Origin of the sequence: Kitasatospora sp. NPDC098652 (assembly GCF_044760155.1) — a bacterium.
Lineage (GTDB): Bacteria > Actinomycetota > Actinomycetes > Streptomycetales > Streptomycetaceae > Kitasatospora.
The window spans coordinates 313103-328551 of record NZ_JBIWAQ010000005.1 but is presented as its reverse complement, the minus strand read 5'-3'; the positions used below and the strand labels follow the sequence as shown (position 1 = coordinate 328551).

The 15449-nt window shown below is 71.7% G+C and carries 15 protein-coding genes; 5 read left to right on the top strand and 10 right to left on the bottom strand.

Annotation, left to right across the window (positions count from 1 at the left end):
- Positions 1-40: 40 nt before the first annotated feature.
- On the bottom strand, positions 41-946 hold the full coding sequence (gene mqnP / locus ACIQWA_RS14520; RefSeq protein WP_402482443.1) for a menaquinone biosynthesis prenyltransferase MqnP: 906 nt from the start codon (positions 944-946) through the stop codon (positions 41-43).
- Entirely contained in the window at positions 934-2391 is a 1458-nt protein-coding gene (locus ACIQWA_RS14515; protein ID WP_360225965.1) for a menaquinone biosynthesis decarboxylase, read from the bottom strand. The genes mqnP and ACIQWA_RS14515 overlap by 13 nt, the downstream gene beginning before the upstream one ends.
- Before the next feature lie 93 nt (positions 2392-2484).
- On the opposite strand from ACIQWA_RS14515, the gene ACIQWA_RS14510 reads away from it, so the two are divergent.
- The 4 genes from ACIQWA_RS14510 (at position 2485) to ACIQWA_RS14495 (ending at position 6175) form a co-directional block, all read left to right on the top strand.
- Positions 2485-2964, top strand: a complete 480-nt coding sequence (locus tag ACIQWA_RS14510) for a PLD nuclease N-terminal domain-containing protein (RefSeq protein WP_402482142.1) — start codon at positions 2485-2487, stop codon at positions 2962-2964.
- Positions 2965-3415: 451 nt separating this feature from the next.
- Positions 3416-5017 carry an acyl-CoA carboxylase subunit beta gene (locus ACIQWA_RS14505; RefSeq protein WP_360225959.1) on the top strand — a complete coding sequence of 534 codons (1602 nt, stop codon included), beginning with the start codon at positions 3416-3418 and terminating at the stop codon, positions 5015-5017.
- Between the two features lie 76 nt (positions 5018-5093).
- Complete coding sequence (locus ACIQWA_RS14500; protein ID WP_360225956.1) at positions 5094-5303, top strand: acyl-CoA carboxylase subunit epsilon; 210 nt, start codon at positions 5094-5096, stop codon at positions 5301-5303.
- Between the two features lie 260 nt (positions 5304-5563).
- Positions 5564-6175, top strand: a complete 612-nt coding sequence (locus ACIQWA_RS14495) for a ScbR family autoregulator-binding transcription factor (RefSeq protein ID WP_360225953.1) — start codon at positions 5564-5566, stop codon at positions 6173-6175.
- Positions 6176-6251: 76 nt separating this feature from the next.
- Here ACIQWA_RS14495 and ACIQWA_RS14490 read toward each other — a convergent pair whose 3' ends face one another.
- A complete protein-coding gene (locus ACIQWA_RS14490; protein ID WP_402482138.1) occupies positions 6252-6869 on the bottom strand; it encodes a ScbR family autoregulator-binding transcription factor in 618 nt (205 codons plus the stop codon).
- Positions 6870-7218: 349 nt separating this feature from the next.
- Between ACIQWA_RS14490 and ACIQWA_RS14485 the strand changes: the two genes are divergently transcribed.
- On the top strand, positions 7219-8277 hold the full coding sequence (locus ACIQWA_RS14485) for a ScbA/BarX family gamma-butyrolactone biosynthesis protein (RefSeq protein WP_402482135.1): 1059 nt from the start codon (positions 7219-7221) through the stop codon (positions 8275-8277).
- A 40-nt stretch (positions 8278-8317) separates the two neighbouring features.
- On the opposite strand, the gene ACIQWA_RS14480 is transcribed toward ACIQWA_RS14485, so the two are convergent.
- The 7 genes from ACIQWA_RS14480 to hemL all read right to left on the bottom strand — a co-directional run bounded on the left by ACIQWA_RS14480 (position 8318) and on the right by hemL (position 15359).
- On the bottom strand, positions 8318-8725 hold the full coding sequence (locus tag ACIQWA_RS14480; RefSeq protein ID WP_402482133.1) for a hypothetical protein: 408 nt from the start codon (positions 8723-8725) through the stop codon (positions 8318-8320).
- A gap of 121 nt (positions 8726-8846) precedes the next feature.
- The gene (gene ccsB, locus ACIQWA_RS14475) at positions 8847-10046 is read right to left on the bottom strand and encodes a c-type cytochrome biogenesis protein CcsB (protein WP_402482130.1); all 1200 of its coding nucleotides are present in this window, start codon (positions 10044-10046) and stop codon (positions 8847-8849) included.
- 3 nt (positions 10047-10049) lie between these two features.
- The gene (locus ACIQWA_RS14470) at positions 10050-11771 is read right to left on the bottom strand and encodes a cytochrome c biogenesis protein ResB (protein WP_402482128.1); all 1722 of its coding nucleotides are present in this window, start codon (positions 11769-11771) and stop codon (positions 10050-10052) included.
- A gap of 2 nt (positions 11772-11773) precedes the next feature.
- On the bottom strand, positions 11774-12562 hold the full coding sequence (locus ACIQWA_RS14465; protein ID WP_360225935.1) for a cytochrome c biogenesis protein CcdA: 789 nt from the start codon (positions 12560-12562) through the stop codon (positions 11774-11776).
- The gene (locus tag ACIQWA_RS14460; RefSeq protein WP_360225932.1) at positions 12559-13164 is read right to left on the bottom strand and encodes a TlpA disulfide reductase family protein; all 606 of its coding nucleotides are present in this window, start codon (positions 13162-13164) and stop codon (positions 12559-12561) included. The genes ACIQWA_RS14465 and ACIQWA_RS14460 overlap by 4 nt, the downstream gene beginning before the upstream one ends.
- Before the next feature lie 151 nt (positions 13165-13315).
- Positions 13316-13966, bottom strand: a complete 651-nt coding sequence (locus ACIQWA_RS14455; protein WP_360227634.1) for a histidine phosphatase family protein — start codon at positions 13964-13966, stop codon at positions 13316-13318.
- Between the two features lie 64 nt (positions 13967-14030).
- Positions 14031-15359 (bottom strand): glutamate-1-semialdehyde 2,1-aminomutase, encoded by a 1329-nt coding sequence (hemL, locus tag ACIQWA_RS14450; RefSeq protein ID WP_402482123.1) that lies wholly within the window; start codon positions 15357-15359, stop codon positions 14031-14033.
- Between the last annotated feature and the right edge of the window lie 90 nt (positions 15360-15449).

Genomic DNA, 15449 nt, shown 5'->3' with positions numbered 1-15449 from the left:
GGCGGGGCCGACCCGTTCGGGAGGGCCCCGGCCGCAGGGGTCAGATGCCGAGGCCGCGGATGACCAGGTCGACCAGGGCGAAGAAGAACAGCGAGATGCCGACGAAGCTGTTCGTCTGGAAGAAGGCCCGGTTGAGCCTCGACAGGTCGTTCGGCTTCACGATGGTGTGCTCGTAGACGAAGGCGCCCGCGACGACGGCCAGGCCGATCCAGAACGCCGGGCCGGCGTCGGTGAGCACCGCGAACCAGCCCAGCAGCAGGGTGGTCAGGACGTGGCAGACCCGGGCGCCGCGGATGGCGGCCGGGACGCCGAAGCGGGCCGGCGGCGAACCGACGCCGTGCTCCCGGTCGGACTCGACGTCCTGGCAGGCGTAGATCAGGTCGAAGCCGCCGATCCAGATACCGACCGCGACCCCGAGGACCACGGCCTCCCAGGACCAGCTGCCGGTCACCGCGAGCCAGGCGCCGACCGGGCCCATCGCCTGGGCCAGGCCGAGGATCGCCTGCGGGAAGTCGGTGAACCGCTTGCCGTACGGGTAGACGACCATCGGCACCACGGCCACCGGCGCGAGGGCCAGGCAGAGCGGGTTGAGCAGGGCCGCCGCGCCGAGGAACACCACCAGGGCGACCGCCGAGCCGACGTACGCGGTCCTCAACGAGACGGCGCCGGTGACCAGTTCGCGCCCGGCGGTGCGCGGGTTCCGGGCGTCGATCTCGCGGTCGATGATCCGGTTGGCGGCCATCGCGAAGGTGCGCAGGCCGACCATGCAGACGGTGACGATGAACAGTTCGCCCCAGTGCACCCGCTTGTCCGCCAGGAACATGGCGGTCAGCGCGGCGATGTAGGCGAAGGGCAGGGCGAAGACCGAGTGCTCGATCATCACCAGGCGCAGGAAGGCCCGCGTGCGCCCCGGGGTCTCGACGGCGGCCGTACTCACAGTCCGTATTCCTTCCAGCGACGGGTCACCAGTGCGGCCGTGGCCGGGTCCGAGGAGACCATCTCCGGCCAGCCGCCGTCCCGGGTGTAGCCCTCCTCGGGGAGCTTGCGGGTCGCGTCGATGCCCGCCTTGCCGCCCCAGAACTGCTGGTAGGAGGCGTGGTCGAGGTGGTCGACCGGGCCCTCGACCACGGTGAGGTCGCGGCTGTAGTCGACGTTCCCGAAGGCCCGCCAGGCGACTTCCTGGTAGTCGTGGACGTCGCAGTCGGAGTCCACCACGATGATCAGCTTGGTGAGCGACATCATGTGGGCGCCCCAGATCGCGTGCATCGTCTTCTGGGCGTGTTTGGGGTACTTCTTGTCGATCGAGACGATCACGCAGTTGTGGAAGCCGCCGGCCTCGGGCAGGTCGTAGTCGACGATGTCCGGGATGATGATCTTGAGCAGCGGCAGGAAGAACCGCTCGGTGAACTTGCCCAGCGGGCCGTCCTCGGTCGGCGGGCGGCCGACCACGATCGACTGCAGGATCGGCCGGCGGCGCATGGTCACGCAGTCGATCGTCAGCGCCGGGAACGGCTCCTGCGGGGTGTAGAAGCCGGTGTGGTCGCCGAACGGGCCCTCGGGGAGCATCTCGCCGGGCTCCAGCCAGCCCTCCAGGACCACCTCGGCGTCGGCTGGGACCTGCAGCGGGACGGTCTTGCAGTCGACCATCCGGACCCGCTCGCCCGCGACGAAGCCGGCGAACAGGTACTCGTCGATGTCGCCGGGCAGTGGTGCGGTGGCCGCGTAGGTGACGGCCGGCGGGCAGCCGAAGGCGATCGCGACCGGGAGGCGCTCGCCGCGCTTGGCCGCGACGGCGTAGTGGTTGCGGCTGTCCTTGTGGATCTGCCAGTGCATCCCGATGGTGCGGCGGTCGTGCCGCTGGAGCCGGTAGAGGCCGAGGTTGCGGACGCCGGTGTCCGGGTCCTTGGTGTGGGTCAGGCCCAGGTTGAAGAAGGAGCCGCCGTCCAGCGGCCAGGTGAACAGCGCGGGCAGCTCGTCCAGGTTGACGTCGTCGCCGGTGAGCACGACCTCCTGGACCGGGGCGTCGCCGGCCTTCACGTGCCGCGGCGGGACGTGCGCCATCGAGGCGAGCTTGCCGAAGGCGTCCCTGAACCCGGTGAAGCCCTGCGGCAGTTCGGGCTTGAGCAGGCCGGCGATCTTCTCGGCGATGTCCTCCGGGCCCTTGAGGCCGAGCGACTTGGCGAGGCGCCGCTCGGTGCCGAAGACGTTCATCGCGAGCGGCATCGACGAGCCCTTGACGTTCTCGAACAACAGCGCCGGACCCTTGGCCTTCTGCACGCGATCGACGATCTCGCCGATCTCCAGGTGGGGGTCCACCTCCGCCTTGATGCGCTTGAGGTCGCCCTCGCGGTCGAGGGCCCGGAGAAACGAGCGGAGATCGTCGTATGCCATGCCTGTCAGTATCCGCCACCCGATAGCCTGGCTTGCGTCAAGGGCCCGGGAAGGCGCCCGCCGCTACCGCCCTCGACGGGGGAGATCGCAGCCGTGCTGAGGATTCTTCTGACCATCGTCCTGCCGCTCGCGCTGTGGGTGTGGGCGTTCATCGACTGCCTGGTCACACCCGAGGGGGAGGTCAGGCACCTGCCCAAGCCGATCTGGCTGATCATCGTGCTGCTCTTCCCGCCGCTCGGCCCGATCGCCTGGCTGGTGGCCGGGAAGCAGCGCGGCTTCCTGCGCACGGGCGCGCCGGACGGGCGGACGGCGGCCGACGGCCGGAGCGGTTCCGCCGCCCCGCGCCGCGGACGGCCGGTGGCCCCGGACGACGACCCGGAGTTCCTGGCCTCCCTCGGGAACGAGTCCGCGAAGAAGGACGAGTCCCCGCGGAGCGGGTCCCCGCAGGGCGGGTCCTTGCAGGGGAACGACAAGGACCACGAGGAGATGCTCCGCCGCTGGGAGGCCGATCTGCGCCGCCGGGAGCAGGAACTGCGCGGCGGGGAAGAGCCCGAGGACGGGCGAAAGAGCTGATCGGAGCGGTTCCGCAGCTCCCCCGGACAGCCCACCCGGCCAGCTGCGGGTGGGCTGCGGCCTTTTTGGCGCTTCCCTACGACCGGGAGGCCTTCGGCCTCGATCGCCCCGCTCCCGGCGGCGCGGTCCAGCCGTCCTCGAGCGGTACTCCGGACGGCCGTCCCACACTGCTGGAGGACGGTCCTGACCTGCGCTTTCCTTCATGTTCAGATCATCGGACCATCATCTGCCCGACAACCCCCGGTACTCGAACGGCCACCGAGCGCACAGGCCTCGGGTCGACCGCTTCTGTGCAGGCCTGACAGCTAAACGAACTCGACCTTGTACGGAATCGACGCCGAAACCTGCGCACGGCCCCTCGTAGAGTCATAAGTGAAGAAGTTGATTCGCAGCTGGGGGTACAGCAGACGCTGGCTGTCGGACAGTTCCCTCACCCTTGGAGTGGTTCGAGATGACGGTTGTGCATGAGGCGCCGGTCGGCGGCGAGGTCCCCGAGGTCCCGGCCGATGCCAAGGGGCGGGTCGCCGAGCTCCACGAGCTCCGCGAGCAGGTGCGCCGCGGCCCGAGCGACAAGGCCACCGAGGCCCAGCACGCGAAGGGCAAGCTGACCGCCCGCGAGCGCATCGACCTGCTGCTGGACGAGGGCTCCTTCCGCGAGGTCGAGCCGCTGCGCCGGCACCGCGCCCAGGGCTTCGGCCTGGAGGCCAAGAAGCCGCACACCGACGGCGTGGTCGTCGGCTGGGGCACCGTGCACGGGCGCACCGTGTTCACCTACGCGCACGACTTCCGGATCTTCGGCGGCGCCCTGGGCGAGGCCCACGCGCAGAAGATCCACAAGATCATGGACATGGCCATCGCGGCCGGCGCCCCGCTGGTCTCGCTGAACGACGGAGCCGGCGCCCGCATCCAGGAGGGCGTCACCGCCCTGGCCGGTTACGGCGGCATCTTCCAGCGCAACACCAAGGCCTCCGGCGTCATCCCGCAGATCTCGGTGATGCTCGGCCCGTGCGCCGGCGGCGCCGCGTACTCCCCCGCGCTGACCGACTTCGTCTTCATGGTCCGCGAGACCTCCCAGATGTTCATCACCGGCCCGGACGTGGTCCAGGCCGTGACCGGCGAGAAGATCAGCCAGAACGGCCTGGGCGGCGCCGACGTGCACGCCGGCGTCTCGGGCGTCTCGCACTTCGTCTACGACGACGAGCAGTCCTGCATCGAGGAGGTCCGCTACCTCCTGTCGCTGCTGCCGCAGAACAACCGCGAGATGCCGCCGTCCGTGGTCAGCGAGGACCCGGTCGAGCGCCGCAACGACAGCCTGCTGGACCTGGTGCCCGTCGACGGCAACCGCCCGTACGACATGCGCAAGGTGATCGAGGAGATCGTCGACCACGGCGAGTTCCTGGAGGTCCACGAGCGCTGGGCCACCAACGTGCTCTGCGTGCTGGCCCGGGTCGACGGCCACGTCACCGGCATCATCGCCAACCAGCCGCAGTCGCTGGCCGGCGTGCTCGACATCAACGCCAGCGAGAAGGCCGCTCGCTTCGTCCAGATGTGCGACGCCTTCAACATCCCGCTGGTCACCCTGCTGGACGTGCCCGGCTTCCTGCCCGGCGTCGACCAGGAGCACGGCGGCATCATCCGGCACGGCGCCAAGCTGCTGTACGCCTACTGCAACGCCACCGTGCCGCGCATCTCGCTGATCCTGCGCAAGGCCTACGGCGGCGCCTACATCGTCATGGACTCCCGCTCCATCGGTGCGGACCTGTCCTACGCCTGGCCGACCAACGAGATCGCGGTGATGGGTGCCGAGGGCGCCGCCAACGTCATCTTCCGCCGCGAGATCAACGGCGCCGACGACCCGGACGCCATGCGCGCCGAGAAGATCAAGGAATACAAGAGCGAGCTGATGCACCCGTACTACGCGGCCGAGCGCGGCCTCGTGGACGACGTCATCGACCCGGCGGAGACCCGCCAGGTGATCGCCTCCGCCCTGGCGATGCTCCGTACCAAGCACGCCGACCTGCCCAGCCGCAAGCACGGCAACCCGCCGATGTAGCAGCGGCGCGGTTGGCAGCAGCAGGCCGTACCGAGCACCGCCACACACCACAGCAACCGGGGGAGAAACCAAGGACATGACCGCTTCCGCCGAACCACTCGTCCGCGTCGTCCGCGGCAGCCTCTCCGACGAGGAGCTCGCCGCCCTGACCGCCGTCCTGATGGCCCGCGCCGCCGTCGCGCAGCAGGCCTCGGCCGCCGCGCAGGTGGAGCCGATCGCCAACTGGCAGCGCCTGGAGCGCCGTCCGGCCTACTACTCGCCGGTCAGCTGGCAGCAGGCCGCCTGACGCTTCCGGGCCCCGGGCCCCGAGAGTCCGACCTCGACGGCCGGTCACCCCCATCGGGTGACCGGCCGTCGGGCTGTCCGGCCCGTGCTCCGCCGGCCGCCGCGGCACCGGCACCCGGGCGCCCCCGCACCGTTCGTTCCCGTCCGACCGGGCGCGGAGCGGCTCGGTAGGATACCTACCGGACGGTTCACGCCCGTCGCCCCGTCGGCCCCCATAGGATCGGCCGCTGCCGAGGTACAGAACTTTCCAGGGAGGCTGCGATGGCCAGGCAGGCCCGCGCGCTGGCAACCCGCCAGGCGGTACTCCTCGCGGCGGCCGAGGTGTTCGACGAGCGGGGCTACGCCGCCGCCACGATGGCCGAGATCCTGGAGCGGGCCGGTGTCACCAAGGGCGCGCTGTACTTCCACTTCCACTCCAAGGAGGAGCTGGCGCTCGCCGTGATCGAGGGCCAGGGCGCCTGGATCGCCACCTGGGAGCCCTCCTCGGACAGCCCGGTGCAGACCCTGATCGACCTCGGGTACGCGTTCGCCCGCGCGCTCCAGGAGGACCCGCTGGTGCGCGGCAGCATCCGGCTGACGATCGAGCACGGCAGCTTCACCCAGCCGCAGATCGCCGCCTACCAGGGCTGGATGGACCTGGTGGGCGCGCTGCTGGAGCGCGCCCGGGAGGCCGGCGACCTCCACCCGGGGGTCGACCTGGTGGCGGCCTCCGGCGTGATCACCGGCGCGGTGACCGGGATCCAGCTGAGCTCCCAGGTGCTGGCCGACCGGCAGGACCTGATCAAGCGGATGGCCGACCTGTGGACGCTGCTGCTCCCGGGTCTCGTCCAGCCGCACGCCCTGGCCCGGCTGAGCGTCGCCGAACGCCGCTGAGCGCGGCTGGGCGGCGCCGAACGCGGCCCAGCGCGGCTGAGCGGCGCCGGGGTGCGGGGCCCTGGTCGAATCCCGGTCAGACCCGGTAGCCCGCGCAGGCCTCCGGCCCCACCAGGGCCGGCAGGGCGGCCTCCCAGAGCCGCCGGACGGCCTCCGGCGCCGGTCGGCCCGGCTCCTCGGCGGCCAGCAGCACCTGGCCGGCCGCCACCGCGGTGAGCAGTTCGGCGCAGGCCCGCCGGTCCGCCCCGGGGCGCAGCTCCCCGGCCCGTTCGGCGCGCTCCAGCAGCCGCTGGACGACGGCGGCGAGGCTGCGCCAGGCGGCGCCCGGTCCGACGCAGCCGTCCGTCGGCCGCAGGCCCTGGCGGCCGAGCCGGACGCCGGCCCGCACCACCACGTCCTCGCGCAACAGCCGGGCCAGTTCGTACGAGAAGTCGATCAGCCCCTGGACGGCCCGGTCCTCGGTGCGCAGGGCGCGCAGCGCGGCCGCGCCGATCTCCCGCCCGGCGGCGGCCCGCACGCCGTCGGCCAGGGCCTGCTTGGAGACGAAGTGGAAGTAGAGGGCGCCCTTGCTCACCCCGGCCCGGCGACTGATGTCGACCAGGCTGGCGGCCTCGAACCCGGCCCCCGCGAAGGTGTCCGCGGCGGCGAGCAGCACGGCCTGCCTGGTCCGCCCCGCGCGTTCCTGCTTGACCACTGATCCCCCCGGACTCCGCCGGACGCGTTCCCCGCCCCACCGGCCGCTGTCGGCGCGCCCTCGGTCGGAGGCGACGCCTCGCATGCGGAGGGCACTGGCCGAAACCGCATGGTTGGTATCTAATCTAGCGCCTGTGTCGACCCCGCCGTCCAGCGGGGACCACCCCCCGCCCAAGGTCTGCCGTCCTCGCATCGGGCATTCCCGCAGACCAGAGGCCGGGTAGCGTGGTCGGTCCGGGTCTTGCGACGGGCCACCCCCGGCCGCAGAAGACAAACCGGGTGGTATGTATGTTTTGCTGTGGGGCGTCCGTGGCGGACGCTCGACCGACACCCTGGAGCTGGGGCCAGTCATGCCATTGATCGTAGAGCCGGACGCCCACGGCCCGTACGCCCACCCCGGCACCGGCTACGGCACCCCCTCCGGCACCGGCTACGACTTCCACGACCGGACCGTCTCCCGGCACCTGGTGCACCGCGCCTCGGTCTCCGAGGTCTTCCTCACCGGCTGGCAGGCCACCGGCCCGTACGACTTCCTGCTCGGCGCCCAGTGGCCCCGGCTGCACGGCTTCTACCGGCTGCCCGGGGACCGCTACCACGACCCGGTGCTGATGGCCGAGACCGTCCGGCAGGCCGGGCTGCTGATCGGCCACGCGGGCTTCGGGGTGCCGCGCGACCACCACTTCGTCATGGAGGAGCTCGGCTACGCGCTCGGCGAGCCCGGCCTGCCCGGCCTCGCGGTGACCGCCGACCCGGCCTCGCTGATGCTCACCGTCGGCTGCCAGGACGTCCGGATGCGGCACGGCCGGCTGGCCTCGCTGCGGGTGCACGCCGAGGTCACCCGGGACGGCCTGCGGATCGGCCACGGCGCCGGCCAGCTGCGGGTGGTCACCCCCGCCTCGTACCGGCGGCTGCGCGGCCCCGGCCGCGGCACCGTCACCCCGCCGCGCCCGCCGGAGCCGGCCGCACCCGAGCTGGTCGGCCGGGCCCAGGCCGCGGACGTGGTGCTCAGCCCGACCCTGCGGCCGGACACCTGGCTGCTGCGCGCCGACGCCGGGCACCCGGTGCTGTTCGACCACGAGCTCGACCACGTGCCCGGGATGCTGGTGCTGGAGGCCGCCCGGCAGGCCGCCCAGCGGCTGCACCACCCCGAGCCGGTGGTGCCGGTCGAGCTGGTGACCGCCTTCGACCACTACATCGAGCTGGACCGGCCGTGCTTCGTACGGGCCGTCCGCGAGCGGACACCGGACGGCCGCCGCACCCCCGTCCTGGTGCGGCTGCTCCAGGACGGGCGGACGGCGGCCGAGTGCCGGCTGCTCACCGAGCCGGTCGACGGTCCGCGGGTGCCGGTCCGGCGGGACGCCTTCGAGGGGCGCCCCACCGCGACCGGCCTGCTGCCGCTGGCGAGTTGAGGCCCGACGGGCCGGTGCCGCGGCGGGCCGGGGTCCGGGTTCAGGCGGCCACCAGTGCGGCGGGCCGGCGCCCGGCGTGCATCACGCTGAGGTTGGCCGCCAGCCGGACCGGGTCCTGGGTCAGCCAGAGCCGCAGCGCCGCGCCCAGGGCCGCGCTGGCCGACTCGATCCGGACCTCGGTGATCTGGGCGATCCGGGCCGCGCCGGGCACCAGCAGATCGGCCAGTGCGGTCGGCAGCCAGACCGTCAGCGCGCACGGCGCCGGCGTCGCGAGGGCGCCCAGCAGCCGGTAGGCGTCCCCCGGTGCGCTGAGCGTGGGGATGATGTCCAGCAGAGCGTCGGCCACCACTTCGGACACGTCGCTCCGGTGTCCCTGGGCGAGCCGTCGGAGCAACATGCGCTCGGCGGCGGTGATTCGGACGGTCAGCATGACCTCGTCGCACTCCATTGCGCGATCTCCTCCTCGTTCCTCCCCGTACCGGCACGGACGGCCGGCACGTCTTACCCCTGGTGCACCTCGGCCCGGCGATCTCGTGCGGAAAGCCGGGCCGGTGGGTGCGTGCCTCCGGTCAGATCCCCGCGTACGAGTGCTTGCCGGTGACGAAGATGTTCACGCCGTAGTAGTTGAAGAGCCAGCAGCCGAAGGCGGCCAGCGCCAGGTACGCGGCCTTGCGGCCCTTCCAGCCGGCCGTGGCGCGGGCGTGCAGGTAGCAGGCGTAGGCGACCCAGGTGATGAACGACCAGGTCTCCTTCGGGTCCCACTCCCAGTACTTGCCCCAGGCGGCCTCGGCCCAGATCGCGCCCGCGATGATGGTGAACGTCCACAGCGGGAAGACCAGGGCGTTGATCCGGTACGACAGCTTGTCGAAGGTGGCCGGGGCGGGCAGGCGGTTGCAGACCGACACCCGGACCCGGGCCAGCGCGATCCGGGCCTTGCCGTACTTCACCTCGGCCGACCGCGCCGCGCCGGGCCGCAGGAACTCGTAGAAGCCGGCGTCGGCCTTCTTCCGGAACGAGTCCTGGAACAGGTACAGCAGCGTGGCGATGAACGCCGCGTAGAAGGAGCCGCCGCAGAAGATCGCGGTGGAGACGTGGATCGCCAGCCAGTACGAGTGCAGCGCCGGGACGAGCTGCTCCGAGTCGGTGTACAGCACCTGGGTGGCGATGCCGAGGGTCAGCAGCACCGCGACGACGACCGGCAGGCCGAGCCAGCGGACGTTCTTCCGCGCGGCCAGCAGGACCAGGTACGCCGCCGTCATGGCGAACGCGAAGGCGCACGAGAACTCGTACATGTTGCCCCACGGCCAGCGGGACACCGACAGGCCGCGGGCGACGATGCCGCCACCGTGCAGCAGCACCGCCAGGACGGTGAGCGAGACGGCGATCCGGCCCGCCAGGTCGGCCTTCTCGCTGGTGCCGGCCGCGCCCGGGCCGTCCTCCTCGTCCGCGCTGCGCCCGCTGGTGACGACCGTCGCGCCCTCGCCCGCCACCGCGGTGCGGGTGAGCGTGGTGGTACCGCCGGCGGCGCCCGCCACGGTGACGGTGACCTTCTTCACCGCCTTGCTCGCGGCCGTCTGCTCGGCCGCGGCGACGGTCTCGGCCAGACTGCCCGCCTGCTCCTTCGAGCGGACGGCGACGGCACCCTTGCTGCCGAAGGTCCACTCGATCATGTGGGCGAACATGGCGAGCGTGTAGACCGCCATCGCCGAATAGATCAGCTTGTTGGAGAGGTCGGCCAGCTGTGGGTCGACTCCCGAGGCGAGGTGCACCGTCTACTCCTTGGAGTTCTGGTCGGCAGGGGCTGTGGGGTCTTCTGCTGCGGGGTCTTCCGGTACCACGGTGTCGTCCTCCTCCGACGCCGGGGCGTCGTCCTGGAGGTCCACCGCGAGTTCGGCCAGCTCCTCGGCGATCTTCGCCGACTCGCTGCGCGCCAGGCCGGCCAGCTCCACCTGGGTGCCGCCGCCCGGCAGGGCCACCGCCCGCACCCAGATCCGGCGGCGCTGGATGAACAGCGAGCCGATCAGGCCGAGGATCGCCAGCACCGCGCCGGTCAGCGCGATCTCGTTGCCGGGGCGGTGCGAGACGTTGAAGCTCGCCCACTGCTTGTAGCCCTCGAAGGTGACGGTGCCGTAGCCGTCCGGCAGGGTCCAGCCCTGTCCGGGCTTGAGCAGCGCCTTGGCCGGCTGGCCGTCCTGCTGCAGCTGGGTGAGCTTGGAGGTGTTCAGCTGGTAGATGTTCTGCGGCAGGCCGGAGTCGGTGCCGAGGTCGCCGGAGAAGGCGTTCAGCACCAGCTCGGGGGCGGCGTCGCCGGGGAACAGCGAGATCGGGCCGGTGCCCGCGAAGCTCAGCGGGGCGGTCGGCAGGAAGAACCCGGAGAAGCCCAGCTGGGTCCGGTTGCCGTCCGGGCCGGCGCCGTAGTCGGAGACCTTCACCACGCCGGTCGAGGTCAGGTTGGCGTCCTGCGGCAGGAACGGCACGACGTCGTGGTAGACCACGTCGCCCTTGCCGTTCTTCACGGTGATCACCGGGGCGTAGCCGTGGCCGATCAGGTAGACCTTGCTGCCGCCGATCTCCAGCGGGTGGTTGACCTCGATCGTGCCCTTCTTCATCTTCGACTCGTCGCTGCCCTCGTAGTACTCCACGTTCGCGGTGAACTGACGGGCGGCGCCCATCTGGTCACCGGTGTTCTGGAACTTCGAGGTGAAGTCGTCGAGCTTGAGGTAGAAGGGGTCGAGGTCCTGGTTGCCGTAGAACCGGGTGCCGGTGAAGTCGTCGAGCTGGGTGATCGTGTTGGAGTAGCCCTGGCCCTCGACCATCAGCTTGCCGCCGGTGCCGGAGGCCAGGCTGGCCCAGGCGAAGCCGCCGAGCAGCGCGAACAGCGACAGGTGGAACAGCAGGTTGCCGACCTCGCGCAGGTAGCCCTTCTCGGCGGCCACCGAGTCGCCGGACACGTTCGCCCGGAAGCCGCGCTTGCGCAGCAGCCGGTGGGCGGCCGCGTTCACCTGCTCCGGCGCCGCCCCGGTGCGCCAGACCGCGTGCACCGGCATCCTGGTCAGGTTGCGCGGGGCGGCCGGGGGCTGGGAGCGCAGCACGCCGACGAACTGCCAGGTGCGCGGGATGATGCAGCCGGCCAGCGAGACGAACAGCAGGATGTAGATCGCGGAGAACCAGACCGAGCTGTAGACGTCGAACAGCTGGAGCTTCTCGTAGATCGGCGCGACCGTGGTGTGCTGCGCCTTCCAGGTCTGCACCTTGAACTGGTTCTGGCCGTTCTGCGGGATCAGCGAGCCCGGGATGGCCGCCAGCGACAGCAGGAACAGCAGGATCAGGGCGACCCGCATCGAGGTCAGCTGGCGCCACATCCAGCGCGCCCAGCCGAGCACCCCTATGCCGGTCGGCCCCTCGGACTCGACCGGCGCGCTGCTGAGCCGTTCGGCTGCGGCGTCGTCGTCCGGCGCCGGGGGCAGCTCGGTATCGGTCGTGGTCTTGCTCACGGTCAGATTCCGATCTGGGAGTCGGCGGTCCAGGACTGCAGTTCGCTCATCCAGGAATCCCAGATCCCGGTGACGAGCAGCAGACCGACCGCGACGAGCATGCCGCCACCGATCCGCATCACGAGCGGGTAGTGCCGCTTGACCCACCCGAAGGCGCCCAGCGCCCGGCGGAAGGCCAGCGCGGCCACGATGAACGGTACGCCGAGGCCCAGGCAGTAGAAGGTCATCAGCAGGGCCCCGCGCGCCGCGTCCGCCTGGTTCAGCGACAGCGTCTGGACGGCCGCCAGGGTCGGGCCGATGCAGGGCGTCCAGCCGACGCCGAACACCATGCCCAGCAGCGGCGCGCCGAGCAGGCCGACGGCCGGGCGGCGGTGCGAGCGCACCTCGCGCATGCTCAGACCGGGCACCAGGCCCATGAAGGCCAGGCCCATCACCACGGTCAGCGAGCCGAGCACGATCGAGATGGCCCGCTTGTGCTCCAGCAGGGTGTTGCCGAACTGGCCGAACAGCGCCCCGCCGGAGACGAAGACCACGGTGAAGCCGAGGATGAACAGGGTCGCCCCGAGCAGCATCCGGCCGCGCCTGGCGCCGCGGGCGTCCGCGAGGTCGGCGGCGGAGAAGCCCGTCACGTACGACAGGTAGCCGGGCACCAGCGGCAGCACGCAGGGCGAGAAGAACGAGACCAGCCCGGCCGCGAGCGCGACCGGCGCGGCGGCGAGCAGCGCCCCGCTCTGGACCGTGGTGAAGGTGTCGGCCAGCGGGAGTGCGGCGGCGTTCGGCGGCGCACTCACTGCTGCTGCTCCGCGACCACCGGCTGGACGATCGACTCCAGCGCCTCCTGGGTCGTCCCGCCGACGGCGCGGGCGGCCAGCTTGCCGTCGCGGTCGACGACCAGGGTGGTCGGGATGGACTGCGGGTTGAGGCTGCCCTTGGGGAACTTGAGCAGCTGGGTGCCGGCCGGGTCGAAGATGCTCGGGAAGGAGACGCCCTGCTCCTGCTCGAAGCGGACGGCGTTGGTCCTGTCGGTGTCCCGGGTGTTGATGCCCAGGAACTGGACGCCCTTGTCCTTGTACTCGTCCGCGACGGCCTGGAGGTTCTTCGCCTCGGCCCGGCACGGCCCGCACCAGGAGCCCCAAACGTTCAGCACCACGACCTTGCCGCGGTAGTCGGAGAGCTTGACCTGGTTGCCCTCCAGGGTCTCCCCGGAGACGTCGGGCGCGTCCCCGCGCTTGCCGGTGTCCGCCTTCGACAGGTTGGTCCCCTTGACGGTCACGAACCCGACCTGCCCCTCGCTGCTGCTCGACGAGCCCGAGGAGGAACAGCCGGTGAGGACGAGCGCAGCGGCGGCGACTGTGGCGGCGGCTGCGGCGACACGGGGACGGGGGCGCGTCATGGCAGACATGTGAAAAGTTTCGCATGGAGTTCCGGGCGGGTTCGCCGGGGTCCTACCTTGCGCGTCGCACACCCTCTGACCTGCGAAGACTTCGGGCCACCCGACGCTCGCCGGGTGACCCGAAGTCATACTTACGCACCGCTTACGGGCCTCAGGCGCCGAAGCTCTTGCCCACCGGCTTGTCGCCCTTGCGGCCCTTGCCGACCAGGTGCGCGGGCAGCAGGTCACGGGCCGGCTCGCGGTACCCGACCGAGACGATGCTGTCGCCCTCGAAGGTGAAGCTGGTCAGCGAGGCCAGCGAGCACTGCCGGTTGCGCGGGTCGTGCCAGAGCCGGCGGCGCTCCACGAAGGAGCGGAGGATCCAGATCGGCAGCTGGTGGCTGACGCAGACCGCCTCGTGCCCGCGGGCCGCGTCCCGGGCGGCGCCGAGCGCACCCATCATCCGCACCACCTGGTCGAGGTACGGCTCACCCCAGGAGGGCTTGAACGGGTTGGTCAGGTACTTCCAGTAGCCCGGGTTGCGCAGCGAACCGTCGCCGACGCCGAAGGTCTTGCCCTCGAAGACGTTCTCCGCCTCGATCAGCCGCGGGTCCGCCGCGACCTCCAGACCGTGCGCCTTGGCGATCGGCTCGGCGGTCTCCTGGGCCCGCTCCAGCGGGGAGGCCACCACGTGGGTGACGTCCCGCCCGGCGAGGTCCTCGGCGACCCGGTCGGCCATCTGACGGCCCAGCTCGGACAGGTGGTAGCCCGGCAGGCGGCCGTACAGCACGCCCTCCGGGTTGTGCACCTCACCGTGGCGCATCACGTGGACGACGGTGATCTCTTTGGCGCTCACTTCTCAACTGCTCCTGTGGTCGGGAGGGGGCTCAGGCCGTGGCGGCGGCAGCGGCGCGGGCCGCGGCCGGCAGCGCGGCGGCGATCCGCTCGATCGCCCGGGCGTCGTGGGTCGACGAGACGAACCAGGACTCGAAGGCGGACGGCGGCAGGTAGACGCCCTCGGCCAGCATCGCGTGGAAGAAGGCGGTGAAGCGGAACGCCTCCTGGGTCTTCGCCTCGTCGTAGTTGGTGACGGCGGCCTCGGTGAAGAACACCGAGAACATGTTCCCGGCGGTCTGCAGCCGGTGCGCCACACCCTCCTTGGTGAGCGCCTCGGAGACCAGGCCGGAGATCTCGGCGGAGACCTTGTCCACCGTCGCGTACACCTCGTCGGTGCAGCCGCGCAGCTGGGCCAGGCCGGCCGCGGTGGCGACCGGGTTCCCGGACAGGGTGCCCGCCTGGTAGACCGGGCCGGCCGGGGCCAGGTGGGCCATCACGTCGGCCCGGCCGCCGAAGGCCGCGGCCGGGAAGCCGCCGCCCATGACCTTGCCGAAGGTCAGCAGGTCCGGCGCCCAGCCCTCGTGCGCCGCCTCCAGGCCGTACCAGCCCGCCTTGGAGACGCGGAAACCGGTCATCACCTCGTCGGAGACGAACAGCGCGCCGTTGTCCCGGCAGAGCCGGGCCAGGCCGGCGTTGAAGCCGGGCAGCGGCGGGACGACGCCCATGTTGCCGGGCGAGGCCTCGGTGATCACACAGGCGATCTCGCCCGGGTGGGCGGCGAAGGCCTGCTCGACGGCGGCCAGGTCGTTGTAGGGCAGCACGATGGTGTCGCCGGCCTGGGCGCCGGTGACGCCCGGGGTGTCCGGCAGGCCGAAGGTGGCCACGCCGGAACCGGCGGCGGCCAGCAGCGCGTCCACGTGACCGTGGTAGCAGCCGGCGAACTTGACCACCTTCGCCCGGCCGGTGAAGCCGCGGGCGAGCCGGATCGCGGACATGGTGGCCTCGGTGCCGGAGGAGACCAGGCGGACCTGCTCGACCGGGGCGACCCGGGAGACGATCTCCTCGGCCAGCTCGACCTCGCCCTCACCGGGCGTACCGAAGGAGGTGCCGCGGGAGACCGCCCGCTGGACGGCGTCGACCACGGCCGGGTTCGCGTGGCCGAGGATCATCGGACCCCACGAGCACACCAGGTCGACGTACTCGCGGCCGTCGGCGTCGGTGAGGTAGGGGCCGGTGCCGGACACCATGAAGCGCGGCGTGCCGCCGACCGCGCGGAAGGCGCGCACCGGGGAGTTGACGCCGCCGGGCGTGACCACGGAGGCGCGATCGAACAGCGACTGGGACTGGGGGGCTTCGTAGGGGTAGCTCACGGGAGACATGGTCTCAAATCGTGTCCTTGAGCTCTGCATGTCCGGCCCGATCATCTGGAACGATGATCCGGGCACCGTTGTCTGTACGGTTGTCCCTGA